This window comes from Actinomycetospora chlora (assembly GCF_039542135.1).
Taxonomy (GTDB): Bacteria; Actinomycetota; Actinomycetes; order Mycobacteriales; family Pseudonocardiaceae; genus Actinomycetospora; species Actinomycetospora chlora.
Genome location: NZ_BAABHO010000077.1, coordinates 1 through 24,119, shown reverse-complemented (window position 1 = coordinate 24,119; position 24,119 = coordinate 1). Strand labels below are relative to the sequence as shown.

Annotated in this window: 23 protein-coding genes and 1 riboswitch; of the genes, 11 read left to right on the top strand and 12 right to left on the bottom strand. The window is 75.8% G+C overall.

The features are described from left to right. On the top strand, positions 1–2,265 hold a 2,265-nt coding region (locus ABD994_RS29070; RefSeq protein ID WP_345424368.1), incomplete at its 5' end, for a transglycosylase domain-containing protein. Here ABD994_RS29070 and ABD994_RS29065 read toward each other — a convergent pair. Genes ABD994_RS29065 through ABD994_RS29055 form a run of 3 tightly spaced genes read right to left on the bottom strand, consistent with a single transcriptional unit; the run spans position 2,262 to position 3,781 of the window. Further along, the gene (locus ABD994_RS29065; protein WP_345424365.1) at positions 2,262–2,702 is read right to left on the bottom strand and encodes a cupin domain-containing protein; all 441 of its coding nucleotides are present in this window, start codon (positions 2,700–2,702) and stop codon (positions 2,262–2,264) included. The two genes, ABD994_RS29070 and ABD994_RS29065, sit on opposite strands and share 4 nt — an antisense overlap. Continuing rightward, positions 2,699–3,124 (bottom strand): PPOX class F420-dependent oxidoreductase, encoded by a 426-nt coding sequence (locus ABD994_RS29060; protein WP_345424360.1) that lies wholly within the window; start codon positions 3,122–3,124, stop codon positions 2,699–2,701. The genes ABD994_RS29065 and ABD994_RS29060 overlap by 4 nt, the downstream gene beginning before the upstream one ends. 9 nt (positions 3,125–3,133) lie before the next feature. Beyond that, positions 3,134–3,781, bottom strand: coding sequence for a molybdenum cofactor guanylyltransferase (locus ABD994_RS29055; RefSeq protein WP_345424357.1), 648 nt, complete (start codon positions 3,779–3,781; stop codon positions 3,134–3,136). A 98-nt stretch (positions 3,782–3,879) separates the two neighbouring features. On the opposite strand from ABD994_RS29055, the gene ABD994_RS29050 reads away from it, so the two are divergent. Continuing rightward, positions 3,880–4,110 (top strand): hypothetical protein, encoded by a 231-nt coding sequence (locus tag ABD994_RS29050; RefSeq protein ID WP_345424354.1) that lies wholly within the window; start codon positions 3,880–3,882, stop codon positions 4,108–4,110. A gap of 5 nt (positions 4,111–4,115) precedes the next feature. On the opposite strand, the gene ABD994_RS29045 is transcribed toward ABD994_RS29050, so the two are convergent. Both ABD994_RS29045 and ABD994_RS29040 read right to left on the bottom strand, forming a co-directional pair. Continuing rightward, positions 4,116–5,066 carry an AEC family transporter gene (locus tag ABD994_RS29045; RefSeq protein ID WP_345424351.1) on the bottom strand — a complete coding sequence of 317 codons (951 nt, stop codon included), beginning with the start codon at positions 5,064–5,066 and terminating at the stop codon, positions 4,116–4,118. A 38-nt stretch (positions 5,067–5,104) separates the two neighbouring features. Beyond that, positions 5,105–5,887, bottom strand: coding sequence for a cutinase family protein (locus ABD994_RS29040; RefSeq protein WP_345424349.1), 783 nt, complete (start codon positions 5,885–5,887; stop codon positions 5,105–5,107). Between the two features lie 155 nt (positions 5,888–6,042). Here ABD994_RS29040 and ABD994_RS29035 point away from each other — a divergent pair, with 155 nt between their 5' ends. The 8 genes from ABD994_RS29035 to cobA all read left to right on the top strand — a co-directional run bounded on the left by ABD994_RS29035 (position 6,043) and on the right by cobA (position 14,657). Beyond that, positions 6,043–7,740: a formate--tetrahydrofolate ligase gene (locus tag ABD994_RS29035; RefSeq protein ID WP_345424346.1), complete on the top strand. Its 1,698-nt coding sequence runs from the start codon at positions 6,043–6,045 to the stop codon at positions 7,738–7,740. A 61-nt stretch (positions 7,741–7,801) separates the two neighbouring features. Further along, a complete protein-coding gene (locus ABD994_RS29030; protein ID WP_345424343.1) occupies positions 7,802–8,341 on the top strand; it encodes a cyclodeaminase/cyclohydrolase family protein in 540 nt (179 codons plus the stop codon). Next, positions 8,338–9,273 carry an asparaginase gene (locus ABD994_RS29025; protein WP_345424341.1) on the top strand — a complete coding sequence of 312 codons (936 nt, stop codon included), beginning with the start codon at positions 8,338–8,340 and terminating at the stop codon, positions 9,271–9,273. The genes ABD994_RS29030 and ABD994_RS29025 overlap by 4 nt, the downstream gene beginning before the upstream one ends. Before the next feature lie 45 nt (positions 9,274–9,318). Then, entirely contained in the window at positions 9,319–9,939 is a 621-nt protein-coding gene (locus ABD994_RS29020; RefSeq protein ID WP_345424339.1) for a helix-turn-helix transcriptional regulator, read from the top strand. A gap of 135 nt (positions 9,940–10,074) precedes the next feature. Continuing rightward, positions 10,075–10,201, top strand: a riboswitch (cobalamin riboswitch). A 55-nt stretch (positions 10,202–10,256) separates the two neighbouring features. Further along, on the top strand, positions 10,257–10,580 hold the full coding sequence (locus tag ABD994_RS29015; RefSeq protein ID WP_345424336.1) for a hypothetical protein: 324 nt from the start codon (positions 10,257–10,259) through the stop codon (positions 10,578–10,580). Continuing rightward, on the top strand, positions 10,577–11,611 hold the full coding sequence (gene cobC / locus ABD994_RS29010; protein WP_345424333.1) for an Rv2231c family histidinol phosphate aminotransferase CobC: 1,035 nt from the start codon (positions 10,577–10,579) through the stop codon (positions 11,609–11,611). The genes ABD994_RS29015 and cobC overlap by 4 nt, the downstream gene beginning before the upstream one ends. Then, positions 11,608–13,455 carry a 5,6-dimethylbenzimidazole synthase gene (gene bluB, locus ABD994_RS29005; RefSeq protein WP_345424330.1) on the top strand — a complete coding sequence of 616 codons (1,848 nt, stop codon included), beginning with the start codon at positions 11,608–11,610 and terminating at the stop codon, positions 13,453–13,455. Before cobC ends, bluB begins: the two co-directional genes overlap by 4 nt. Further along, positions 13,452–14,657 carry a uroporphyrinogen-III C-methyltransferase gene (cobA, locus tag ABD994_RS29000; protein WP_345424327.1) on the top strand — a complete coding sequence of 402 codons (1,206 nt, stop codon included), beginning with the start codon at positions 13,452–13,454 and terminating at the stop codon, positions 14,655–14,657. Before bluB ends, cobA begins: the two co-directional genes overlap by 4 nt. Before the next feature lie 153 nt (positions 14,658–14,810). Here the strand turns inward: cobA and ABD994_RS28995 are convergent, their stop codons facing one another. From ABD994_RS28995 to ABD994_RS28965, 7 genes are all read right to left on the bottom strand, one after another. Continuing rightward, the gene (locus tag ABD994_RS28995) at positions 14,811–16,439 is read right to left on the bottom strand and encodes an IS1182 family transposase (RefSeq protein WP_345424324.1); all 1,629 of its coding nucleotides are present in this window, start codon (positions 16,437–16,439) and stop codon (positions 14,811–14,813) included. Between the two features lie 62 nt (positions 16,440–16,501). After that, a complete protein-coding gene (locus tag ABD994_RS28990; protein ID WP_345424321.1) occupies positions 16,502–17,266 on the bottom strand; it encodes an endonuclease/exonuclease/phosphatase family protein in 765 nt (254 codons plus the stop codon). A gap of 6 nt (positions 17,267–17,272) precedes the next feature. Further along, positions 17,273–18,106: a DNA-formamidopyrimidine glycosylase family protein gene (locus tag ABD994_RS28985; RefSeq protein WP_345424318.1), complete on the bottom strand. Its 834-nt coding sequence runs from the start codon at positions 18,104–18,106 to the stop codon at positions 17,273–17,275. 10 nt (positions 18,107–18,116) lie between these two features. Next, positions 18,117–19,271, bottom strand: coding sequence for an Hsp70 family protein (locus ABD994_RS28980; RefSeq protein ID WP_345424315.1), 1,155 nt, complete (start codon positions 19,269–19,271; stop codon positions 18,117–18,119). Between the two features lie 72 nt (positions 19,272–19,343). Then, positions 19,344–20,561: a cytochrome P450 family protein gene (locus ABD994_RS28975; protein WP_345424312.1), complete on the bottom strand. Its 1,218-nt coding sequence runs from the start codon at positions 20,559–20,561 to the stop codon at positions 19,344–19,346. 85 nt (positions 20,562–20,646) lie between these two features. Next, a complete protein-coding gene (locus ABD994_RS28970; RefSeq protein ID WP_345424309.1) occupies positions 20,647–21,531 on the bottom strand; it encodes an SDR family oxidoreductase in 885 nt (294 codons plus the stop codon). A gap of 15 nt (positions 21,532–21,546) precedes the next feature. Further along, positions 21,547–23,025: a flavin-containing monooxygenase gene (locus ABD994_RS28965; protein WP_345424306.1), complete on the bottom strand. Its 1,479-nt coding sequence runs from the start codon at positions 23,023–23,025 to the stop codon at positions 21,547–21,549. Positions 23,026–23,112: 87 nt separating this feature from the next. Between ABD994_RS28965 and ABD994_RS28960 the strand changes: the two genes are divergently transcribed. After that, positions 23,113–23,778 (top strand): TetR/AcrR family transcriptional regulator, encoded by a 666-nt coding sequence (locus ABD994_RS28960; RefSeq protein WP_345424303.1) that lies wholly within the window; start codon positions 23,113–23,115, stop codon positions 23,776–23,778. The last annotated feature ends 341 nt before the right edge of the window (positions 23,779–24,119 follow it).

Genomic DNA, 24,119 nt, shown 5'->3' with positions numbered 1-24,119 from the left:
CCCTGCCTCGCGGGCGGGTCGCGACGGCGGTCGCCGGGGCGGGCCGTCGTCGCGGCCCGGGTCGTGCGCCTGCCCGGCGGCGAGGCGGTCGTCGCGGCCGGGCGCCGCGTCCGCGACCGCGCCGTCCTCTACCTCGACGGCCCCCACCCCGAGACGCTGACGGCGGCCGCGCTGCGCTGGCGCCGCCTGCGCCGCAGCGCCTACGCGGGCCTCGCGGCGATGGCGGCGACCCCGGTGCTGTGCCTGGTCCTGGGCTGGGTGTTCATCTCGGTGCCGGGCGCCGACGACGCGGTGGAGAGCCAGCTCAACACCGTCTCGTTCTCCGACGGCACCGTGCTCGCCCGCATCGCCCCCGGTGAGCAGGGCAACCGGCAGAAGGTCGACGTCAACCAGGTGCCGCCGCCGGTGCGCTTCGCCGTGCTCTCGGCCGAGGACCGCAGCTTCTACTCGAACAGCGGCTTCGACGTGCAGGGCTTCGGCCGCGCGGTGTGGAAGAACCTCACCGGCGGCAGCGGCGGCGGGTCGACGATCACGCAGCAGTACGTCAAGAACGCCATGGTGGGCGACGAGTACTCGCTGGTGCGCAAGTACAAGGAGCTCATCATCTCCTTGAAGATCTCCCAGGAGCGTTCGAAGGACGAGATCCTGGGGGACTACCTCAACTCGATCTACTTCGGCCGCGGCGCCTACGGCATCCAGGCGGCGTCGCAGGCCTACTTCGGGCGCCCGGTGGAGACGCTCTCGCCGGCCGAGGGCGCGCTGCTCGCCGGCGTCATCCAGGCGCCGTCGCGCTGGGACCCCGCCCAGAACCCGGACGACGCCCTGCGGCGCTGGAACTACGTCATGGACGGCATGGTCACCCAGGGCTGGCTGCCGGCGCCCGACCGCGCCACCGCGCAGTTCCCGGCGACCATCCCGCCGCGGCGCGTCACCGGGGGAGTCCCGGACGACGACCGCGGCCACATCTACAGCGCCGTCCGCGACGAGCTGCGCACCCTCGGCATCGACGAGGACGCGCTGCTCACGCAGGGCCTGCAGATCCAGACGACCATCGCGCCCCAGGCCCAGCGCGAGGCGGCGGAGGCGAACCGCCGGCAGATGCGCGGCCAGCCCACCAACCTGCGCAGCGCGACGGTCTCGATCGACCCGCGCACCGGCGGCATCCTGGCCTACTACGGCGGCGACAACGGCTCGGGACTGGACTACGCCCGCGTCGAGAAGCAGGCCGGCTCGACGTTCAAGCCGTTCGTGCTGCTCGCGGCCCTGCAGCACGACCCGCCCATCGGCATCTCCACCGAGTTCGACGGGCGCTCGGTGCCGGGCCATACGGTGCGCAACGTCGACGGCGCCGACTGCGCGAACTGCAGCCTCAAGCGGGCGATGACGCTGTCGAACAACGTCGTCTACACCGCGCTCGGCAACCGCGTCGGCCCCCAGGCCGTGGCCGCGGCGGCGCGGCAGGCCGGCGTCACGCAGCCGATGGAGAACCCGAACTCCGGCATCGCGCTGGGCAACCAGGAGACGACGGCGGTCGACCTCGCCTCGGCGTACGCGACGTTCGCCAACGAGGGCGTCTACCACCGGCCGCACCTCGTGCAGCGCGTGACGACGGCCGACGGCGACGTCCTCTACGACCAGACCACCGATCCCGGCGAACAGCGCATCGACCCGCGGGTGGCGCGCAACGTCACCGAGGCCATGCGCGACGTGCCCGAGTACGACGGGGTGTCGCTGTCGGGCGGGCGGCAGTCGGCGGGCAAGACGGGCACGGTCCAGTCGCACGTCGAGGACCAGAACAACGACGCCTGGATGACCGGCTACACGCCCGGGGCGTCCACCGCGGTGTGGGTGGGCACCGACGACAACACGCCGATCCGGACCACCGACGGCCGGCCGGTGTACGGCCACGGGCTCCCGAGCGAGATCTGGAAGTCGTTCATGGACGACGCCCTCGAGAGCGCCCCGCGGCAGACGTTCGGACCGTTCACCCCGGTCGCCGGCACCGACCCCGGCGACACGTCGGGCCACGGTGACTCCTCGTCGCCCACGCCGTCGAGCACGACCGCGGCGGCCCCGCGCTCGACCGCGGCACCGACCTCGACGACGACCCCGCCCGCGGAGGCGGTGCCGCCCGACCAGCCGGGCGGGCAGGCCGGCGAGGCGGCCCCGGCCGGCCAGGGCGAGGGCCAGCAGCCGGCCGGGGAACCGGCCGGGGGCGGCGACGCCGCGCCGGCCCGGCAGCCCGGTGACGGCGACGCCGGTTAGCCGCCGTCGACGAGGGTGAAGTCGGCGTCGTCGAAGCCGGGGCTGACGACGCAGGTGACGAGCACCTCGGCGTCCGCGCCCGGCGCGGGCGCCGCGCGCTGCCACACACCGCCGGGTACCAGCGCCGTGGCGACCTGACCGTCCTCGACCCGGTCGCCGAGGACGACCGGCACCTCCTCGGCGGGAGCGTCGCCGTCGCCGCCGAGCCACAGCGAGAGCGCCGGCCCGCGGTGCCAGCACCACAGCTCGTCGGAGCGCACCCGGTGCCAGCGCGACTCCTCGCCGGGGGCGAGGACGTAGTGGATCGCCGTGGCGCTGGCCCGCGGGCCGGGGTAGCCGGGAGGGGTCAGCGTCGCGCCGGTGGTCCAGGTGCGGCGGAACCAGCCGCCCTCGGGGTGCGGCGCGAGGTCGAGGAGCCGCGCGAGCGGCGGGGTCACGCCGTCATGTCCAGCGAGGCCACGACCTTCGCCGGGTGCAGGCGCACGACGAGCTCGCCGGGCACGCCGTTGCGCCTCCCGAACTCCTCGGCGCGCTCGGGCCCCATGTAGCGCCGGCCGAGCTCGGTGGCGGTCCGCACGAGCTCCTCGGGGTCCTCCGAGAGCGTCACCGAGCCCTGGACCTGCACGAACGCGAACGGTGGCCGCTCGAGGTCGACGCAGAGCACGACGCGCGGGTCGCGGGCGAAGGCGCGGCCCTTGGCCGTGTCCCTGCCGGTGTTGAACACGATCGTCCCGTCCTCGACGAGGAACCAGATCGGCGCGACCAGCGGCCGGCCGTCCTTCGCCGTCCAGCCGACCTTGCCGGTGCGGGTGCCCTCGCGCAGGAAGGCCAGGATGTCGGGGTCGCTCAGGTCCGCCATGGTCCGAGCCTAGGGGTGCCCGCGACCGGTGATCCGCGTCCAGTCGGCGGGGGTGTTGACGCCACGGCCGGACGCCAGGTCCGGGTCGTGGGCGGCGACGTCGGGGTCGGCGAGCAGCGCCTCCGGGGAGAGCTCGACGACCCGGCTCGCCGCGGCCAGCGCGCCGGTGCGGCGCTCACCGCGGGCGAGGAGGTCGTCGGCGCGGGCCGCGAGGCCGGTCGCGTAGGCGGCGAGCAGCGGCTGGCGGTGGCCGTCCAGGACGGGCAGGGCGATCTCGGCGGGCAGGACGAGGCGGGCGACGACGGCGCGCACCACGGCGGGGTGCAGGTGCGGCAGGTCGACGGCGGCGGCGAAGGCGGCCGTCTCGCCGTCGCCGGCGGCGGCGTGCAGGCCGGTCGCGAGGCCGCGCAGCGGGCCGTCGTCGGCGACGGGGTCGTGCACCACCCGTGCCCGGTCGCGCCACGGCGCGCCCGCGGCCTCCGGGGGCAGCGCCCGGACGCCGTCGGCGGCCCCGACCACGAGCAGGGGGCCGTCGACGGCGGCGGCCAGCACGCCCAGGACGTGGCCCAGCAGGGTGGTGCCGTCCCGGCGCAGCGCGGCCTTGTCCGTGCCCATCCGCCGGGACCGGCCCCCGGCCAGCACGATGCCGGCGGTCACAGCGCCCTCGTCCCGGGTGACGCAGGCGACCGGTTCGACGGACGGGGGCCCGGACACCCGATCCGTGACACGACGACGTGTGACCGGAGGTGCGCACGATGATCGGCAGCAGGGAGCGCCGGACCCACGAGCCGGAGGACGCCCGTCGCGGCTGGGTCAACCCGACACCGGCGGACACCGACGAGGCCGCGCTGGACCGCGCCATGGCCTCGGCCGAGCGCGCGGTCGCGATGGGCACCGCCACGGAGGACCAGCGCACGCGGGTCGGCCGCATGGAGGAGGCGCGCTCGCACGAGCAGCGCCGGGCCGCCTTCCGCCGGGACAACTGACCGGCTCACGGCAGCACCATCACGACCAGCGGCAGCGTGACCAGCGAGAGCACCGTGGTGAGCACGACCACCGCGGTGCTCTCGCGGTACCAGGTCCGGTACTGCGCGGTGAGGACGAACACCGTCGCGGCGTCGGGCAGCGCGGCCATGACGACGAGCACCGCGGCCCACGGCGCGGGGATGCCCAGCAGGACCACCGCGGCGACGGCGAGCGCGGGCATCACCACCAGCTTCACCATCACCGCCGCGCCGATCGGCACCCACGACGACCGCGACGATCCGCGCAGCGCACCGACGGCGCCGCGCAGGAGGATGCCGAGCGCGAACAGCCCGCCGGGGGCGGCCAGGTCGCCGAGCATCTCGATCGTCGTCGCCACCGGGCGCGGCAGCGGGAGGTGCAGCAGCGCGACCGCGACGCCCGTCGCGATGCCGACGACCACCGGGTTGCCCAGCACGCGGCGGGCGAGCAGCAGGGGCAGCGCCACCGCGCCCTCCTCGCCCCGCCCGCGGCCGGAGACCGTGACGGCGACGAGGAACACCGAGATCGCGAGCGCGGTGTGCAGCGTCGAGGTCAGCGAGGCGGCGAACGCCGTCGTCGGTCCGAGCACCGCGACCGTCAGCGGGATCCCGAGGTAGCCGACGTTGCCCCACCCGGCGACGAGGCCGACGGCGTGCGCCTCGAGCGTCGGGGCGCGCGCGAGCCGTGCGGCCGCCCAGCCGAGGGCGTAGGCGACGAGCACGACGGCGACCGACCCGACGAGCGCGGACCACGGCACGCCCGCGGAGAGGTCGGCCGGGGCGACCGAGGTGAAGATCAGCGCCGGCAGCGCGACCCAGTAGACGAGGTCGTTGAGCACCGTGGCCGTGCGCTCGCCGAAGCGCTCGAAGCGTCCGGCGAGCGCCCCGACGGCGATGACCGCGAAGACCGGCAGGATGCGGCCCAGCAGCTCACCCACGGTGCTCGCCCCTCACCGTGAGCAGCGTACGAGCGTCGTCAGCCCGCCGGGGCCGGAGACGCGGTGGCGCCGACCACGACGGCGTCGACCGCCCGTTCCAGGACGGTGAACAGCGGCGTCCCGGCCGGGCCGACCGGCAGCCCGGGGTACGAGCGGTGCGCGCCGGAGAACCAGCCGTCGCGGAAGACGCGGACGTCCAGGTTCTCCGTGGCGCAGATCGGGTCGCCCGGCGCGCAGACCTCGTAGACCCGCCCGTCGTAGACGTCGAGCTCGCGGGTGGGTCGCGGGCCGAGGACGCCCCGGCCAGGGGTGTCGAGGAGGTTGGTCGCCCGCGGGTCGCGGCGCGGGCTGCCGAGCATGACGGCGCCGTCGATGCGGTCGGGCGTCAGCGCGATCGTGTGGTTGGCCGCGCGGTGCACGACGTCGGAGACGACGTCGGCGCCCTGGCTGTAGCCGACGAGCGTGATCGTGGTGTCCGGGCAGCGGGCGGCGAGGTCGCCCGCATCGCGGGCGAGCCGGTCGGCCCCGCGCTGCTCGCTCGCGAGGTAGAACACCGGGCGGTCGAGCGACGCGGGGTAGGGGACGTAGCGCACGGACAGCGCGTCCCCCCAGCGGTCGGCCAGGGGGCCGGTGAGCCCGGCGAGCAGGCCGTGCGCCGCGGCGGGGTCGGCGTCCTCCGACGTCTCGCCGGTGCCGGGCACGGCGAACAGCGCCACCGGCGGGCAGGCGGGGGCGGCCGCGGCGGCCGGGGCCGCGAGGAGCGAGACGCCCAGCAGGGCCGCGAGCGCGAGCACGACGCGCCGCACCGCCCCCGTCGTCACCGGGTCATCGTGACGTACGGGTCCGTCCCGCGTCACCACGGAGCGTGACACGTGGGGCTGACAGATCGGTCCGGTTCTGCGAGCGTGCCCGGTTGACGAGCCCCTCGGCGGCGATGCCGGAGCCGGGGTGGCGTGCGGAGACCAGGAGGACTCGCGTGAGCATCCCGTCCGATCTCGACATCGCGCAGGCGGCGACGCTGCAGCCCATGGACGACGTGGCCCGGCAGATGGACCTGCCGACCGAGCTCCTCGAGCGCCACGGCAGCGACGTCGCCAAGATCGAGCTGGACGCGATCGAGGCGATGGCGGACCGGCCGCGCGCGAAGTACGTCGTCGTGACGGCCATCACCCCGACTCCGCTGGGTGAGGGCAAGACGACCACGACGGTCGGGCTGGGGCAGGCCTTCTCGCACATCGGCAAGCGCGGGGTCGTTGCGATCCGCCAGCCGTCGATGGGACCCACGTTCGGCATCAAGGGCGGCGCCGCGGGCGGGGGCTACTCGCAGGTCGTGCCGATGGAGAAGTTCAACCTCCACCTCACCGGCGACTTCCACGCCGTCACGAGCGCCCACAACATGCTCTCCGCGGTGCTGGACAACCACCTCTACCAGGGCAACGCCGCGGGCCTGGACCCGTACCGCGTCACGTGGCGGCGCGTGCTCGACGTCAACGACCGTGCGCTGCGCAACGTCGTCACCGGCCTCGGCGGGCGGATGGACGGGGTGCCGCGCGAGTCGGGCTTCGACATCACGTCGGCCTCCGAGGTGATGGCGGTGCTCGCGCTGTCCAACGACCTGCCCGAGCTGCGCGCGCGGCTCGGGCGGATCGTCGTCGGCTACACGCGCGACGGGGACGCGGTCACCGCCGAGGACATCCACGGCGCCGGGGCGATGGCGGCGCTGATGCGCGACGCGCTCAAGCCGAACCTCATGCAGACGCTGGAGAACACGCCGGTGCTCGTGCACGCCGGCCCGTTCGGCAACATCGCGCACGGCAACTCCTCGATCGTCGCCGACCGCATCGGCATCCACGGCGGCGACTACCTCGTCACCGAGGCCGGCTTCGGCGCGGACATGGGCGCCGAGCGCTTCTTCAACATCAAGTGCCGGGCGTCGGGGATGACGCCGGACGCGGCCGTCGTGGTGGCCACGGTGCGGGCGCTCAAGGCGCACTCCGGCAACCACCGGATCGTCGCGGGCAAGGAGCTGCCGCCGGCGCTGCTCGAGGAGAACCCCGACGAGGTCCACGCCGGCGGGGCGAACCTGCGCAAGCAGATCGAGAACATGCGCATCCACGGCGTCTCGCCGGTGGTCTGCATCAACGCGTTCCCCACCGACCACGACTCCGAGCACCGCGCCATCCGCGAGATCGCCGAGTCGATGGGCGCCCGGGTCGCGGTGTCGACGCACTTCGCCGACGGCGGGCGCGGCGCCGCCGAGCTCGCGGAGGCCGTCGCCGAGGCGGCGGACGAGCCGAGCCACTTCCAGCTGCTCTACCCCGACGACGCCTCCCTGCGCGAGAAGATCGAGACGGTGGCGACCAAGGTCTACGGCGCCGACGGCGTCGACTACGCGCCCGCGGCGACCTCGTCGATCGACCTCTACGAGCGCAACGGTTTCGGGAACCTGCCGGTGTGCATCGCGAAGACCCACCTGTCGATCTCGTCCGACCCGAAGCTCCTCGGCGCGCCCACGGGCTGGCGGATGCCGGTGCGCGAGGTCCGCGCCTCGGTCGGCGCCGGGTTCATCTACCCGATCTGCGGCGACATGCGGACGATGCCGGGCCTGGGCAAGAACCCGGCCGCCCACCACATCGACGTCAAGCCCGACGGCACGATCGTGGGGCTCTTCTGACGGCCTACGTGAGCGGATTTCGGGGCTGTGGCCCCGAAGTCCGCTCACAGGGGGGTGGGCGGTGAGCCGGCCGCTGGGGGAGCTGTCGGTCGGGCGGTTCGGGGAGGTCCTCGCCGCGAAGGGCCCGGGGCCCGCGGCCGGGTCGAGTGCCGCGGTGACCGCCTCGCTCGCCGCCGGGCTCGCCACCAAGGTCGCGAAGGCCACCGCCGACCGCGAGGCCGTGGAGGAGCTCGACCTGCTCCGCGCGCGGGCGCTGCGCCTGGCCGACGACGACGTCGAGGCCTACGCCGGGTTCCTCGAGGCCCGGAAGAAGCCAGGCGGGGGACCCGCGGCCGCCGAGGCGATCGTCCAGGTGCCCTCCGACGTCGTGACGGTCGCGGTGCGCGTCGCCGAGCTGGCCGCCCTGCTCGCCGAGTCCGGCCCGGACGCGCTGACCGGCGACGCCGTCACCGCGGTGTTCCTGGCCGCGGCGGCGGCGGAGGCCGCGGCCATGCTGGTGGGGGCCAACATCGCCGACGCCGGGGAGCTCGCCGACCCCCGCGTCGAGGACGTCGAGGAGCGGGCCGGCCGGGCCCGGGCCCTCGCGGAGCGCCTCGTGTGAGCGGTCCGCCCTGGACCGTCGAGGTCACCCGCGGCGAGCTCGTCGAGTCGACCCACCGGGTGGCGCTGGTGGTCCTCGAGCCCGACGGGTCGGCGCTGCACGCCGGCGCGACGGAGGCGACGGTGCTGGCCCGCTCGGCGCTCAAGCCCGCCCAGGCGCTGGCGCTGCTGGAGGCCGGCGCGGAGCTCGACGACCGGGAGCTCGCCCTGGCCGCGGGGTCGCACTCCGGCGAGCCCGAGCACCTCGCCGTGGCGGCCGGGCTGCTCGCGCGGCTCGGGCTCGACGAGGAGGACCTGCGGTGCCCGCCGGCGCGCCCCCTGGGGCTCGCCGCCGACCACGCCTGGGGCACCCGGGAGCCCGCCCGCCTGGCCATGAACTGCTCGGGCAAGCACGCGGCGATGCTCGCCGCCTGCCTCGCCCGGGGCTGGCCGCGGGCGGGGTACCTCGCCGCGGAGCACCCGCTGCAGCGGCTCGTCCGGGCGACCCTCGAGCGGGTGGCGGGGCCGGTCCGGGGCGTCACCGTCGACGGCTGCGGCGCCCCGGCGTTCGCGACCGACCTCGTCGCGGTCGCCCGCCTCGGGCGGTCCCTGGTGTCCGCCGCGCCCGGCACACCGGAGCACCGGGTGGCCGCCGCGATGCTCACCCACCCCGACCTCGTGGCCGGCACCGACCGTCTCGACACCGTGCTCATGCAGGTGCTCCCGGGAGCGGTGTCGAAGGTCGGCGCCGAGGGCGTCCTGCTCGCCGTGCTGCCCGACGGCGCCGCGCTCGCCCTCAAGGTCGCCGACGGGGCCGGCCGCGCGGTCGGCCCCGTGCTGCTCGAGGTGCTCCGCCGGAGGGGTGCCGAGATCCCCGACGATCTGCGCATCGTGGCTGACCCGCCCGTACGAGGAGGGGGTCACCCGATCGGCGCTCACCGTGTGCGATCGTGAGCGCACTCATCGGGGTGAGGAGCGCGTGAAATGGGATCGTGTCTCGTGTTCGCGGGAGCGACGGACGCCCGGGAACGGCTCGTCGGTCACCTCTCGGCCGTGTTCGACGCGCTCCCCTGCGTCGACAACGTGCCCGACCTCGTCGCGGGCCTGGCCCCCGGTGGTGACGGCGGTGCCGGCGGTGCCGGTCGGGGCCCCGCCCCGGACGTCGTCCTCGTGGCCGCCGACGAGGGCAGCGCCTGGATGGAGGCGGTGCGCCAGGTGCGGCGCCACGCGTCCGAGACCCCGGTGCTCGTCGTGGGCGAGCCGCCCGCGGGCGGGCTGGAGGTCCTCGACCGCACGCCGGTCGACGCGGGCTGCGCCGGCGAGGACGAGCGCGCCGCCTGGGCACTGCGCCTCGGTGCCCGCGGGTTCCTGCGCGCGGGCGACCTCACCGACCCCAGCGTCCTGCCCGGCGCCCGCCCCGCCACCACCGAGCTCTCCGACCGCGAGATGGACGTGCTGCTCGGCATGACCGAGGGGCTGTCCAACGCCGAGATCGCCGCCGAGCTGGTGCTCGCCGAGGACACGGTGAAGACCCACGCCCGCCGCCTGTTCCGCAAGCTGGGCGCGGGCGACCGCGCCGACGCCGTCGCCCGCGGCTTCCGCCAGGGCCTGCTGCGCTGAGCCGTCCGGCCCACGAATGACGTCAGCGGCGTGGCGTCGCTGACGTCCAGTGTCCTTCTCGCCACTCGCTCAGGCGGGCCGGGAGCGTTGACGCGCCGGGTCCGGCGTGGTCGGCTTGCTCCTCGACGGACGCGGAGGAAGCCGGTGTGAATCCGGCGCGGTCCCGCCACTGTCACCGGGGAGCGGACCCCACCCAAGGCCACGGCCGGCACCACGCCGGCGGGAAGGCCGGGGCGAGCGCCGATCCGGGAGCCAGGAGACTCCGGCCGTCGCGAGCTGACGACATCGGGCGAGGAACCCGAGGAAGGCCGGCGACGATGCACGCACCCGTGACCCCGCACGCCCGCACCCACCCGCCGGTGACCCGCACCCGGCGCCGTGAGGACCGCGTGCTCACCGACCTGCGCCGCGTGCTCGCCGGCGCCGGGCAGCTCCCGCTCGACCTGCTGGGGGACGGCCCGGTGCGCGACCGAGTCGAGGCCGCCGCCCGCGTCGACGCCCTCGCCCGCGAGCTCGTCGCCCGGATGCGCGGCGAGGGCTGGGCCGAGGGCGCGGCGCCCCGGGTGGTGACGTCGGTGCTCGCCGCGTCCGTGCCCGAGGCCGAGGCCGTGCTGCGGCGCGTGGCCCGCGGGCGCCGGTGAGCGCACCCCCCACGGAGGCCGGCTACGACCTCCACCACCACGGCGACGCCGAGGTCGGGCCCGGCCTGGTCGACCTCGCGGTCAACGTGCGGGCCGGCACCCCGCCGGACTGGTTGCGCGCGCGGATCGCCGCGAGCCTCGCCGACCTCGCCGCCTACCCGGACCCCGCCGCGGCGGTCGCCGCCGTCGCGGCCCGGCACGCCCGTCCGGAGGACGAGGTCGTGCCGACGGCGGGCGGCGCCGAGGGGTTCGTGCTGCTCGCGCGGGCCCTGCGCCCTCGGCACGCGGTCGTCGTGCACCCCCAGTTCACCGAGCCGGAGGCCGCCCTGCGCGCCGCCGGGCACGCGGTCGACCGGGTGGTCCTGACCGGCGACCTCACCCTGGACCCGGACGCCGTGCCCGACGACGCCGACCTCGTCGTCGTCGGCAACCCCACCAACCCGACATCGGTGCGCCACCCCGCCGGTCTGCTCGCGGAGCTCGCGCGTCCCGGGCGCACCCTCGTCGTCGACGAGGCCTTCGTCGACACCGCGCCCGGAGAGCCCGACGCCCTCGCCGGGCGCCGGGACCTGCCCGGGCTCGTCGTCCTGCGCAGCCTGACCAAGACGTGGGGCCTCGCCGGCCTGCGCGTCGGGTACGCGCTCGCGCCGGCCGACCTGGCGCAGCGGCTGCGGGCCGCCGCGCCGCCCTGGTCGGTGTCGACGCCGGCGCTCGTCGCCCTCGCCGCGTGCAGCACGCCCGCCGCCCGCGCCGAGGCCGACGCGGCCGCCCGGGCGATGGCGGACGACCGCGCGTACCTCCTCGGGGCCCTCGACGGCCTCGTCGAGGTCCGCGGCACCCCGGCCGCGAGCTTCGTGCTCGCCCGCACCCCCGGCCGCACCGACGTGCGCGCGCGGCTGCGCGAGCGGGGGCTGGCGGTGCGCCGCGGCGACACGTTCCCGGGGCTCGACGCCGAGCACGTCCGCATCGCCGTGCGCGCCCCGGAGATCACCGACCGGCTGGTGGCGGCGCTGCGCGAGGTCCTCCGATGAGCGCCCTGGAGCCCGGCGACCGCGACGCCCTGCACCGCGTCCTGCGCGCCCGCCGCGACGTGCGCACCGGCTTCGTCGACACGCCGGTCGACGACGCGCGCCTGCACCGCGTGCTCGCCGCCGCGCACACGGCCCCGAGCGTCGGGTTCTCCCAGCCCTGGGACTTCCTCGTGCTCCGCTCGGCGGAACTGCGCGCCGAGCTCGCCGGGCTCGCGCAGGAGCAGCGCCGCGCCTTCGCGGCGTCCCTGCCCGCGGCGCGGGCGCGGGCGTTCGCCGGACTGCGGGTGGAGGCGATCCGCGAGGCGCCGCTGGGGATCGTCGTCACCTGCGACCCGACGCGCGGCGGTCGGCACGTCCTCGGCCGGCACACCCAGCCCCGGATGGCCGCCCACTCCGTCGCCGGGGCCGTGCAGAACCTCTGGCTCGCGGCACGCGCCGAGGACCTCGGGGTGGGCTGGGTGAGCTTCTTCGACGAGCGCGAGCTGGCGCGCCGGCTGCACGAGCGGATCGGCATGCCCGAGCACCTCGAGGTCGTCGCGTACCTGTGCGTCGGGCACGTCGACGGGTTCGCCGACGCGCCCGAGCTCGAGACCGCCGGATGGGCCCGACGCCGGCCGCTGGCGTGGGCCGTGCACGACGAGACCTGGGGGCAGCACCACGTGGACCCGCTCGACGAGACCCTGGCCGCGATCGCGGAGATCGACCCGGCACCCGGCGCGGAGGCGGCCCGGGAGCACCTCACGCGCATGACGGTGCCGCCCGGCGCGCTGGGCGGCGTCGCCGGGATCGGCGTCCGGCTGGCCGGGCTCGCGGGCACCTGCCCACCGCCGCTGCCGGAGCCCGCCGTCGTGGCGGTCTTCGCCGGCGACCACGGCGTGCACGCCCGCGGCGTCACGCCCTGGCCGCAGGAGGTGACGACGCAGATGGTCGCGAACTTCCTGTCCGGCGGCGCCGCCGTCAACGCCTTCGCCGCGACCGTCGGCGCCGAGGTGCAGGTGGTCGACGTCGGGGTGGCCGCCGACCTCGAGCCCGCGCCGGGCCTGCTGCCGCGCAAGGTCCGCCGCGGCACCCGCGACATGACCGTCGAGCCCGCGATGACCGACGGCGAGGTCCGCGCAGCGGTGCACGCCGGCATCGAGACCGCCCGCGACCTGGTCGTCGCCGGCAACCGGCTGCTCGTCACCGGCGACATGGGCATCGCCAACACCACGGCGTCGGCGGCGCTCGTGGCCGCCTTCACCGGCGCGTCGGCCGAGGACGTCACCGGCCGCGGCACCGGCATCGACGACGCCACCCACGCCCGCAAGACCGCCGTGGTCGCCCAGGCGCTGGCGTGGCACGGGCTCACGGTTGCGAGCGAGGGGCACCCTCGCTCGAAACCGGCGGCCGAGGATTCCGGCGAGGGGCGCCCCTCGCCGCTCTACCCGAGCGAGGGTGCCCCTCGCTCACCAGCCGCGGCCGACCCGCTGCGCGCCCTCGCGGCGGTCGGGGGGCTCGAGCACGCGGCGCTCGCCGGCTTCCTGCTCGGCGCCGCGGCGCTGCGGACGCCGGTGGTGCTCGACGGTGTCGTGTCCGGGGCCGCGGCGCTCGTGGCCGCCGCGCTGGCGCCGACCGCGTCACACGCCTGGATCGCGGGTCACCGCTCGGTCGAACCGGCCCATACCCTGGCGCTGCAGCACCTGGGTCTGGCGCCCGCGCTCGACCTCGGGCTGCGGGTGGGCGAGGGCACCGGTGCCCTGCTCGCGGTGCCCGTGGTCACCGCGGCCGCCCGTGCCCTCGCCGACGTCGCCACCTTCGACGCCGCCGGGGTCACCGAGAAGAAGACCGAGCAGGAGGGCCCGTGAACGACACCGCACGCGTCTACCCGGTCGGCCTGCACCTGCGGGACCGCCGGGTCGTCGTGGTCGGCGGCGGGTCGGTGGCCCAGCGCCGGGTGGCCGGGCTGCACGAGGTCGGGGCGGACACGGTGGTGGTCAGCCCGCGCCTGACCACCGCGCTCGAGGCGCTCGCCGACTCCCGCGAGATCACCTGGCTGGCCCGCGCGTACGCGCCCGGCGACCTCGACGGCGCCTGGTACGCGGTGGCCGCCACCGACGACGCGACGGTCAACGCCGCCGTCGCCGCCGAGGCCGAGGCCGCCCGCGTGTTCTGCGTGCGCGCCGACGACGCCGAGGCGGGGACGGCCGTCACCCCGGCCGTCGGGCGCTACGACGACATCACCGTCGGCGTGCACGGCGGCGGCGACCCGCGCCGCGCCACCGGCGTGCGCGACGGCGCCGTCGAGGCCCTGCGCAGCGGGACGCTCTCCGACCGCCGGCACCGCGCGGTGCGCCCCGGCGTCGTCCTCGTGGGCGGCGGCCCGGGCGACCCCGGGCTGATCACCGTGCGCGGACGCCAGGCGCTCGCGCAGGCCGACGTCGTGGTCACCGACCGGCTCGCCCCGCAGCCCCTGCTCGACGAGCTGCCCCCGGACGTCACGGTCATCGACGCCTCCAAGCTGCCTCGCGGGCGCTACATGAGCCAGGACACGATCAACCAGGTGCTCGTCGACGAGGCGCTGGCCGGGCACCGGGTCGTGCGGCTCAAGGGCGGCGACCCCTTCGTCTTCGGCCGCGGCATGGAGGAGATCCAGGCCTGCGTGGCCGCGGGCGTCGAGGTCGAGGTGGTCCCCGGCATCACGAGCGCGATCGCGGTCCCGGCGCTCGCGGGCGTCCCGGTGACCCACCGCGGCGTGACCCACGAGTTCACCGTCGTCTCCGGTCACCTGCCGCCCGGGCACGCCCAGTCGCTCGTCGACTGGGACGCGCTCGGCCGCCTGCACGGCACGGTCGTGCTGCTCATGGCCGTGGAGAACATCGGCGCGATCACCGACGCGCTCGTCGCCGCCGGCCGCGACCCGGGCACGCCCGCCCTGGCGGTGCAGGAGGGCGGCCTGCCCGGCGAGGTGGTCACCCGGGCCACGCTCGCCAAGCTGCCCCACGCGATCACCGAGGCCGGGGTGCGCCCGCCGGCCGTCATCGTCATCGGGCCGGTCGCCGACCTCTAGGAGACCGCTGAAGAAGTGGGTGGTGGGCGGGGCGCCGCGGCAGTCGTGCTGTGGTCAGCACCGGTGGGTGCGACAAGAGGTCGCCCTCGCCCGGTGGGGTTGGTGGCCTGGGAGGGGCCTGATCGAGGTCCTGGGCTGTCGGTGTCAGGTGGTTCAGACGCTGGCGAGGGCCCAGCTCCCGTGGTCGAGGTGCAGGCCCAGACGGAGGAGTCGTCGCAGGTTGAGCGCGGCAACGCGGGTGTGCAGCCAGGCGTTGTTCTTGGTGACGCCGCGGTGGGGGACGCGCCGGTTGCCGTGGGTCAGCCAGGCGATGGAGCGTTCGACCATGGGCCGGTGACGCCGGTAGGCCTCGAGGTGCTCGGGGCTGGTCGCGCGGGCGCGGTGGGCGCGCTGCAGCGCGTGATGGGACCCGAGCTTGAGGGTGCGTCCGGCGGCGGCGGTGGTGCAGCGCTCGCGGAGCGGGCAGCCGCGGCAGAGGCTCTTGAAGCTCACGTGCCCGGTCCGGGCGACGGGTCGGGTGTGCCCGTTCGGGCAGGTCACGGTGCCCGCGGCCGGGTCGTGGGTGAAGTCGTCGAGGGTGAACCCGCCGGCGACGGCCGGTCGTAGCGGCCAGGGCTTGATCACCGCCCGGTGCCCGGCGACCTCGATCGCGGCGAGGGCGTCACCGCTGGCGTAGGCCGAGTCCGCCAACACCTCGACCTGCTCTGCGGCGGGGCCGGGGCCGGGGCCGGGGCCGGGGCCGGGGCCGGGGCCGGCCAGGCTCGGGTCGGCGGCGAGCAGGGCGACCCCGACGGTCGCGTCACTGTTGGCGGGGCCGGCGGCCCGGGTCAGCCCGGTGTTGGTGATCAATCCGGTGTCGGGTTCGACCACCACATGGGCCTTGAACCCGTCCTGGCGGCGCTCCCGGGACTTGTGGGCATGCCGGGTGTCGGGGTCGACCGTGGAGATCATCCGGTCCGGGGCGACCGTGGTCGCGATGCGCCAGCGGCCGTCGGTGCCATCGGAGCCCTCGGCGGGTTCGACATCCTGGCCGGCGACCAGCGCCAGCAGCGCCACCGCCTGGACGGCCTTCTCGTCGAGCCCCTCTGCGCCGGGGTGGCGGGCCTCGATCTCGGTGAGCACCGCGAGCGCGTCGTTGACCAGCGCCGAGACCAGCTCGTCCCGGGCCTGCGGGTCGTCCCAGGCGATCTGCGGCTTGCCCGGCTGGGCGTAGTCATGCCCGCTCGAGGTGACCGCGGTGACCATCTCGGCGCCGGCGGGGATCTCGCGCGCGACCCGGCGGATCGCGGCGATCAGCTGAGTGACGGTGTCCTGGCGAGCGACCGCATCGTCGAGGATGGTCGAGTCCAGCGCGCGGCGGGTCTTCCCGGTCACCGCCCCGATCTGGGCGATGACCTCGGCGACGGTCTCGAAGATGCGGTTCGGGCGCTCGGAGCCGGCCAGCCGGCGGCGCCAGTAGGTCAACGTCGACGGGTCGAACGCGGTGTCGGTGATCGCCAGCCCGCAGGCGGCCTTCCACCGCAGATCGAACGTCAGCGCCTCGACCGCTTCGCGGTCCGACAAGCCGTGCAGGGCTTGCAGGACCAGCACGGTGGCCACCACCTCCGGCGGCACACTCGGCCGGCCCCGACCACTCGGAAACAGATCGGTGAACAGCTCCGGCGGGAACAGCCGGGTGCGGTGAACGGCCAGGAACGCGAACACGCTGCCCGGCTTCAGCAGATGCCCGGCGACCGACTCCACATCCAGCAACTCACGCTGATCATCAGAGCGACCCTGCACCCGACAAGGATCCCAGCCCGACCACCGACCACCAGCGCCGACGCGCCTTCTTCAGCAGTCTCCTAGCGCGCGAGCTCCACGACCACCGCCCGGTGGTCCGAGACGCCCGTCGCGACCGCCCGGGCGTCGGCCACCGGCAGCGGCGCCGAGGCCAGCACGTGGTCGAACTGGATGCGCGGGCGCTCGGTGGGGAACGTCGGCGTGCGCACCAGCGGGTGCCACCCCCGCATCACCGCCCCCGCCAGCGGGCCGGGCATGTTGAGGTCGCCGAGCACCACCACGGGGCCGGGCAGGTCGCGCACCGCCCGGGCGAGCCGCGCGAGCTGCAGCAGGTTGAACCCGGGCGCGAACGACAGGTGGGTGGCGACGACCGTGCCGACCGGGGCCGGCGCCTCCAGGACGGCCGCGAGGGCGACCCGCGGCTCGTCGCGGACCAGCGCGGGCCGCCGGGCGTCGACGAGCAGCGGCAGCACGGCCGGCGAGGTCCCGAGCGGCACGGCGCGCCACGCCGCGACGGGGTGGCGGCTGACCAGCCCGATGCCGTAGGTCGGGTCGGCGCCGGGGACGTCGTCGGGGCGCACCGGACGCCACGCGACGCCCGGGGTGCCGACGACGGCGGGCAGGAAGCGCGCGTGGCGGGCGCCGAGCGCGGTTGCGGCCAGCGCGGTCTGGTCGACGCCGCCGGAGCGCGGCTGGTCGAGGTCGACCTCCTGCAGCGCGAGGACGTCCGCGTCGAGCCCGGCGACGGCGTCGTGGAGGCGGTCGGCGTGCACGGCGCCGTCGGCGGGCGTGCGCCCGTGCAGGAGGTTGAAGGTGGCGAGACGCATGATCACTCAGGGGGCGGGTGCCCCGACCGGTGCGGGCTGACACGACGGGCACCACCACACCTCGCGGGTGTAGGGCGCGCCGGACCCGGCCGCCGGGCGGAAGCGGATGAGCGTGCCGCAGCGCCGGCAGGGGCGGTTGGACCGGCCGGTGACCCAGTGGTTCTCCCCGCGTCGCTTCACGCCCGTGGTGGTCATGCCGGTGCCGTGGTCGAGGCTGTGGCGGATCATCCGCCGGGCGAGGTCGAGCAGCGGCGCCAGCTCGACGTCGCGCACCGGCGTCCAGGGCCAGAGCCCGCGCAGGAAGCACACCTCGACCGCCCACAGGTTGCCGAGCCCGGCGACGCCGCGCTGGTCGAGCAGGGCCTCGACGATCGGCCGGTCCGGGTCGCGGCCCAGCCGGGCCAGGGCCTCGTCCCGGTCGAACCGGTCCTGCGTGGCCGTCGGGACGCCGGCGAGGACGTCCGGGCCGAGGTGGCCGACGACCCGGTGCTCGTCACGGGTGCGCAGCAGCGCCAGCACCGGGACGTCCACCCCGACCAGCGCGACGCCCGTGTCCAGTTCCAGCACCGCCCGCGCGCCCCGCGGCAGCGCGGGCCGCCCGTCGGCGCGCCGCTTGCGCACCACCGTCCACGACCCGGTCATCCGCAGGTGGCTGTGCAACGTGAGGTCGCCGGAGAGGCGGGTCAGCAGGTGCTTGCCGTGCGCGCGGGTGGCGAGCAGCGTCCGGCCGGCCAGGTCCGCGGTGGCCAGCGACGGCGTGCGGAAGTCGCTGCGCACGACCGTGGCGCCGGCGAGTGCGTCGAGGCGGGCGGCGCAGCGGTGGACCGCGTCACCCTCCACCGATCACCTCTCACCGCCGTCCGAGCCCCAACCGTTCCGCCGCCCACGCGGCGGCGCCCGACGCGGGACCCGACGTCGAGACCGCGCCGGGGTCCCCGCCGTGCGCCAGGCCGAACCCGGTGCGCTCGGCGAGCCACTCCCGCACGCGGGGCATCTCGGCGAGCCCGCCGCGCACCAGCATCGCCGGTCGCGGGCCGGTGAGCGTGCCGACGAGTGCGGTGATGCCCTGCGCGATCTCCTCGAGCCCGGGCGCCAGCATCCCGCCGAGGTCGGTGTGGGACAGCCCGACGATCCCGGGGACCGGGTTCTCCGGCGGCAGCACGGGCAGGGCGATCGCGACGCTGCCCGACGCGGCGAGCGACTCCTTGGCCTCGCGGACCGCGGTGCGCAGGCGGAACCAGGCGCGGTGGGCCTCCAGGTCGCCGCCGAAGCGCACGCGGGCCGCGAGCGGGGGCGGCGCGCGGTCGAGCACGAGCTGGGCCAGGGCGTCGTCGAGGACCTCGGCGCCGACGTTCACCGAGCGGACGGCGGCGACCGTGCCCGTCCCGTCGCCGGCGCGGTCGACCACGGCGAGCTCGGTGGCCGCGCCCCCGATGTCGACGACCAGCAGCCGGCCCTGGCCGCCGAGCCGGTGCGCCGCGGCGCGGGGCGCGTCGAGCAGCTCGAGCTGGTCGGGCGAGGTGCGCGGGATGGCCGAGAGCGCCGCCAGCCCCGCGGCGCGCAGCGCCTCCCGGGCCGGCGTGGACCACCACGCCGGGTGCAGCAGGACCACCGCCGAGGGCAGCGTGCCGCGGCGGCCCGCCTCGGCCCGGATCACGGTGGCGATGAGCGCGGTGGCGACGTCGACGGCCGTGGTGGGTCGCGGCCAGTGCGTCAGCAGCTCCGGCGGCCCGCCGGTGCTGGCGGCGAGGTGGGGTCGGGTGCGCAGCAGCGCCGTCGACGGGTCGAGCGCGCCGGCCTCGAGCGCGGGCCGGCCGGCGAGCACGGCGCCGTCCGGCCGCGACAGCACCGCCGACGGCATCGACGGGGCGCCGTCGACGATCACCGCGCCCACCCGCACCCAGCCGTCCCGCGGCTCGATGTCGGCCCACGCGCCGAGGGTGGTGGTGGTGCCGTGGTCGATCGCGAGGGTCCAGCGGGTGTCCGGACCGCCGGCACCGGTCATGCCGGTCGGCTCCGTCGCTGGCTCACGGTCCGCAGGGTGTCACAGCCACCGGGGGCGGCGCCGCCTGGTCACTCAGGAGGCGGCGGCCTCCGGGGCGAGCAGCACCGGCAGCCGCGGCCAGGCGTTGACCAGCACGCTGCGCCGACGCTCCACGGGCAGGTCGGCGCCGACGGTGAACGACGGGTAGCGGTCGAGCAGCGTCCGCAGCGCGACCTCGGCCTCGAGGCGGGCCAGCGACGCGCCGAGGCAGAAGTGCAGGCCGTGCCCGAAGGAGACGTGGCCGGTGGTGTCGCGGTCGGGGTCGAGGTCGTCGGGACGCTCGAAGCGGGCCGGGTCGTGGTTGGCCGCGGCCAGGGACACCATGACCATCGCGCCGCGCGGCACGGTCACCCCGCCGTCGAACGTGACGTCCTCGGCGGCGAAGCGCAGCGGCGTCTGGGCGATCGGCGAGCCCCAGCGCAGGAACTCCTCCACCGCGGCGCGCAGGCCGTCCTGGTCGCTCGCCGCGAGCCGGTCGCGCAGGTCCGGGTCGCGCAGCATCGCCTCGACGGCCGTGGTGATCAGCGTCGCCGTGGTCTCGTGGCCGGCGATGAGCAGCAGCATGCCCATCGCGACGACCTCCGAGGTGGAGAGCTGCTCGCCCTCCTCGGAGACCTCGATGAGCGCCGAGAGCAGCGCCTCGTCGGGCTGCGCCCGCTTGCGCTCCACGAGCTCCTGCAGGTACGCGGTCATGCTCGCGTTGGCCTGCATGGTGGCGGCCTCGCCGGAATCGTCGATCATGGTGCGCGACCAGGCGCCGAACGCGTCCTGGTCCTCCACCGGCACGCCGAGCAGCTCGCAGATCACGGCCGTGGGCAGCGGCACCGCGTAGGCGTCGACGAGGTCGACCGTCGCCGTGGGCGTGAGCGCCTCGAGGAGCGCGCCGGCGATGGTCTCGACCCGCGGGCGCAGCGCGGCGACGCGGCGCACCGTGAACGCCTTGACCACGAGCTTGCGCAGCCGCGTGTGCACCGGCGGGTCGTTGAGCAGCATCATGTCGCCGCCCGGCGACGGGATGCCCGGCACGTTCGCGCGCTGCTCCGGCGGCAGCGAGTTGCGGAAGTCCTTGACGAACCGCGGGTCGGCCATCACGGACCGCGCGTCGGCGTACCGGGTGACCAGCCAGGTCGTGCCGCCGTCGGGCAGCTCGACCTCGCGGACCGGCGCCTGCTCGCGGACCTCGCCGAGCACCGCGAAGGGCTCGCGCCAGTAGTCGTCGGTGAAGACCGGGCCGGTGGCGAGGTCGGTCACGGGCGGGGCCCCTCTCACTGAGTGTCGGTTCAGTGACGACGCTACGCGCGTCGACGTGGCCCCGCCGTGGCCGAAGGTCCCGCAGTCAGACCTTCTGCTTGCCCATCCCGGCACTCGTCGCACCGAAGGCGCGTCCGGTCTTCCGGAACTGTGCCTCCAGCTGGGGGACCATCGTCCTGGCCTGCGCCAGGATCGGCAGGTCGCCCAGCCGCGAGAACGTGATCGGGCGCAGCGCGGCGACGATCCCGACCGACTTCGGCACGAAGATGCGCCGCTTGCGCCGGACGATGCCCTCGAGGAAGGCGTCCGCGCAGTCGCCGACGGAGGTCAGCGCGCCGAGGGGCCCGGGCAGCTTCTTGAGGGTCTCCTCGAACGTCGACGAGTCCGCCTTGACGTCGCGGACGAGGTCGGTGTCGATCCAGCCCATGTGGGCGGTGCCGACGTCGATGCCCCGGTACGCGAGCTCGAAGCGCAGCGCGTTGCCGTAGTGCTCCACGCCGGCCTTGGCGCCGCAGTACGCGGCCATCCCGGGCAGCGCGGTGAACGCGGCGAGCGACGACACCAGCAGCAGGTAGCCGTTCCGCTTCTCGACCTCGGCGACGGTGGCCGACACCGTCCGCGAGACGCCGATGAGGTTGACCTCCATGACGCGCGCGATGACGTCGGCGGGGCTCTCGGCGACCGTGCCCTGGTTGGCGATGCCCGCGTTGGCGACGACGACGTCGATGCCGCCGAGGTCGCGCACCGTCGTCGCGACGGCCGCGTCGAGCGAGGCCTGGTCGGTGACGTCGCACTCGGCCCAGGTGTGGCCGGGGCCGAGCTCGGCCACGAGCTTCTCGAGCCGCTCGGGCTCCAGGCCGACCGCCGCGATGTGGGCGCCGCGGGCGGCGGCGCGGCGCGCGGTCTCCTCGCCGATGCCGCGGGCGGCTCCGGTGATGAACAGGACCTTGCCGGCCAGATCGGCGGCCATGATCGTCTCCTCGAATCAGCTGGTGCGGGTGGACGGCGTGAGGACGTGCTCCTCCGGCCGGAAGTGCCGCACGCGGCGGCGGAACGGCATGGTGAACGTCGGCCAGAGGGCCGAGTTGTTGCCCTGCGCGTCGAGGTACCAGCTCGAGCACCCGCCGTCGACCCAGACGGTGCCCCTGGTCTTCTCCTGCATCTCCTCGACGAACGCGTCCTGCGCGGCCTGCGTGGGCTCGACGGCGCCGACGCCGTGGGTGCGCATCCAGCGGAGGGTGTCGAGCACCAGCGCGATCTGGGACTCGATCATGAAGACGACCGAGTTGTGCCCGAGTCCGGTGTTCGGCCCGAGCAGGGTGAACACGTTCGGGAAGCCGGCGATGACCGTGCCGTTGTGGGCGAACATCGTGCCGCCCCAGTGGTCGGCGAGGCTGCGCCCGTCGCGGCCGTGCACGCGGTGGCTGATCGGCAGGTCGCTGATCGCGAAGCCGGTGCCGGCGATGATCGTGTCGACCTCGTGCTCCGTGCCGTCGGCGGTGACGACGGCGTGCGGCTTCACCTCGACGATCTTCTCGGTGACGACCTCGACGTTGTCCCGGTCGAGCGCGGGCAGGTAGTCGTTGGACAGCAGGATGCGCTTGCAGCCCATCGAGTACTGCGGCGTGATCTTCTCGCGCAGCTCCGGGTCGGTCACCTGCCGGCGCATGTGCGCCTCGGCGATCTTGGCGGCCTTTGCCATCCGCTTCGGGTCCTTGAAGCCGAAGACGAACGTCTCCCGCGCCCAGTAGATGGCCTCGCGCACCACGCGCTGGGCCGGCGGGAACCAGCGGAACAGCAGCTTCTCGACGCCGGTGATCGCGCGATCGCCGCGCGGCATGATCCACGGCGGCGTGCGCTGGAAGACCTTCAGCTCACCGACCACCGGCGCGATCTCGGGCACGAACTGGATCGCCGACGCGCCGGTGCCGATGACGGCGACCTTCCGGCCGGTGAGGTCGAGGTCGTGGCGCCAGGTGGCGGAGTGGAACACCGGGCCGGAGAACGAGTCGAGCCCGGGGACGTCGGGGAACGACGGGTCGGACAGCGCGCCCGAGCCCAGCACGAGCACGTCGGCGGTCCAGACGCCCTGGCTGGTGGTGACCACCCAGTGCTGGGCGGTGTCGTCCCAGCTCGCGTCGAGCACCTCGTGGCGGTTGCGGGTGAAGCGGTCGATGTCGTACTCGGCCGACACCCGCTGGAGGTAGGCGTGGATCTCGGGCTGGGCGGAGAAGGAGCGGCTCCAGTCCGGGTTCGGCGCGAACGAGAACGAGTACAGGTGGCTCGGCACGTCGCAGGCGCAGCCCGGGTAGGAGTTGTCCCGCCAGGTGCCGCCGACGTCGTCGTGCCGCTCGAAGATCAGGAAGTTGTCCTCGCCGGCCTGGCGCAGCCGGATCGCCGTGCCCAGCCCGGAGAAGCCGTTGCCGACGATGGCCACGCCCAGGTGCGGTACCGCGTCGGTCATGGGGTCCCTCCTCGTGGTCGGCCCGGTGGTGGTACGTGACCGTACCGGACGGGGGGACATGGTGGTACGCGGTGGTACCGTTGTCCAGTGTCCGTCCCCGCGTCTCCCACCACCGGGCGGTCCGCGCATCGCGACCGGCTGGTCGAGGCGATGATCGGGCTCGTCGCCGACCGTGGCTACTCGGCGGTCACCGTGGCCGACGTGGTCGCCGCCGCGCGCGTGTCCAAGCGGACCTTCTACCAGCACTTCGCCGACCGCGAGGACTGCTTCCTGGCCGCCTACGCCGCGGCCGCCGAGGGGCCGCTGACGCGCATCGCGGAGGCCGTGGCGCCCGCCGTCGACGCGGGCCCGGACGCGCCGCCGCCCGATCTGGCCGACGAGGTGGCGACCGCCACACGCGCCTACCTCGCCGCCCTCGCCGAGCAGCCGGCGCTCACACGCACCCTGCTCACGGAGATCAGCGGGCTCGGGCCGCGGGGCTGGCGGGTGCGCCGCGAGGTGCTCAACCGCTTCGCCGACCAGCTCTCCGCGCTCGTCGCCCTGGGGGCCGCCCGCGGGGCGAGCGCCGCCGGCGAGCTCGTCGGGCTGCGGGGGCTGCCGCGCCCGACGGCGGTGGCGCTCGTCGGCGGCATCAACGAGCTCGTGCTCGACGCCGTCGAGGACGGCCGCGGCGACGCCCTGCTCGAGCTCGCGCCGACCGTCACCGACCTCGTCCTCGCGGTCCTGGAGCGCGCTGCTAGACCCAACGGGTGACGCCGGGCGGGCACCGTCCACCGGTCGCCTGCTTGCGGGGGGCGAGGGGGTCGGTCGCGCGCTGCGTATCCTCACCGGTCAACGACGGCCCCGCGGCCACGAGTCGCCGGGGCCGGGGCAGCGGCCGGAGCGACGGGCCGACGCGAGGCCACGAGATGAGGCGGCGATGAACCGACCCGGCGGACCACCCGGCCGCGGCCGACCCCCCGCAGGTCCCGGCGGCCCACCCCCCGGACGTCCGGCGGGCCCGCCCCCGGGCCGTCCCGGCCCGCCGCCGCAGGGCCCGCCCCCCGGCGGGCAGCCCCCGCGTCCCGGCGGCTTCGCGATGCCCGGCCGCGAGG